Annotated in this window: 2 protein-coding genes and 1 pseudogene; all 3 read left to right on the top strand. The window is 41.2% G+C overall.

Annotated elements, in window-relative coordinates; all coding sequences use genetic code 11:
* Nucleotides 1-100: 100 nt before the first annotated feature.
* A pseudogene (locus tag L2748_RS23790) lies at nt 101-661 on the top strand (nuclease-related domain-containing protein); the annotation flags it as partial.
* 37 nt (nt 662-698) lie between these two features.
* Entirely contained in the window at nt 699-869 is a 171-nt protein-coding gene (locus L2748_RS23785) for a hypothetical protein (protein WP_220783552.1), read from the top strand.
* A gap of 129 nt (nt 870-998) precedes the next feature.
* Nucleotides 999-1,679, top strand: coding sequence for a MobF family relaxase (mobF, locus tag L2748_RS23780; RefSeq protein WP_220783551.1), 681 nt, complete (start codon nt 999-1,001; stop codon nt 1,677-1,679).
* The last annotated feature ends 44 nt before the right edge of the window (nt 1,680-1,723 follow it).

The raw sequence follows: 1,723 nt of genomic DNA, 5'->3' as shown, positions 1-1,723 counted from the left end.
TGAACGGTTGCATACATCGCTCAAAGACTTAACACCAGTCAACTATGAGAAATTACAAAGTGAGGTGTCCTGTTGTGCTTGACCAGAATACGGTGAATTTCTAGTCAGGTTAATGCTTCGTGATTTACCAAAAAATGAATATACCGTCATTAACAACATCACGATTCAAACTGAAAATGGTACTACCCAAATCGATCATATCGTTGCGTCTAAATATGGCTTGTTCGTAATTGAAACCAAAAATATGAAAGGTTGGATCTATGGCACTGAGTACCAACATCATTGGAAACAGAAAATATTCAGAAATAATTATATGTTCCAAAACCCACTCCACCAAAACTATAAACACACAAAGACATTAGAGAACGTACTGAATTTAACCAGTAACCAACTTAAATCCGTCGTTATTTTTGTTGGTGATAGTCGACTTATGACGAAACATCCTAGTCATGTTGTTGATTCTAAATCGTCACTCCTAAAACACATAAAGTCCTTTAATGAAGTTGTCATAGAACGAACTCTATTACACGAGTTGGTAAATGAAATTAAAACCAAAAGACTAAAGCCAGGTTGGAAAACAAATCTATCGCATAACAAGCATGTGAAAGAGTTAGTAAAACAAAAGCAATCAAGGCGCAACGGTAAAGGTTACGCCGAGTAAAAAGACAGTGTTAAGTTAATTGATATCGGAGTACATCATGGTTGAATTTAACGAAATTTTGCGTTTTTACCCACACACGTCACCCCGTAAAGGGACTAAGGACGGCAAGCTCATTCGATTACGAATGCGTGAGATTGAATACATTAATGACCTCAAGGCATTAGGCTTTTCCCAAGCTGAAATTAACCAAATGAGTGAGTTGCGTTAATCCATTCCTACCCCATGATTTAACGTGTCACCCACGGCTTCACCAACGCTTTTCTAGTTGAACAATCCCCCCTACGGATTGTTCAACACCCTCATATTTTCAATACTAAATCTATACAGAGTCGCTATCATGCTATCACTGTCACCTATTCGCGCCAGTGCATCTGACGCGAGCCAATATTACTTGGCCGAAGAAAAACACTTACACCTACCTGATGCTGAAATCCGCCCAATAGAGCAAGAGTTATCAACGTCTGAGCAAGGACTATTAACGTCTGAACACGCCATAGATACCCATGCCAAATATTACCTTGCAGAAACTCAAGTGACTGACGGTAACACGCAGTGGTTCGGTGCGATTGCCGAGAAAGAGGGCATATTGGGCGAAGCCATTACCGAAGAAAAACTGCAAGCGGTACTTAATGGTGAACTCGATAACATCAAAACCCAAGGCGCTCATAGTGAACAACGCCGCAAAGGGTATGACTTAACCTTTTCAGCCCCCAAGGGCGCAAGTATTCTAGCCCTCGTCTACGGTGATACCCGCATTACCGAAGCCTTTACGGAGTCGGTGAAAGTCGCATTATCCGAGATAGAAAAGGATACCGCCCAATATCGCACTACCGATAAAACCACTCACCAAGCCAGTTATGAAAATAGTGGTAATTTACTGTTTGGCATGGTGCAGCATAAAACCAGCCGCGAAGAAGAACCGCAACTGCACATACATTCACTCATGGCCAACATGACGTATGACAAAAACGATGTAAGCGATCAATATAAGACGGATTCCTTGAGGGGCAACGTTTAGATAATCTCAGAACAAATCCCATTCTGAGAACATCCTATGACTAC

Source organism: Shewanella sairae (assembly GCF_023283535.1).
GTDB classification, from domain to species: domain Bacteria; phylum Pseudomonadota; class Gammaproteobacteria; order Enterobacterales; family Shewanellaceae; genus Shewanella; species Shewanella sairae.
The sequence above is the reverse complement of the archived record's forward strand: the minus strand, read 5'-3'. Positions and strand labels throughout refer to the sequence as shown.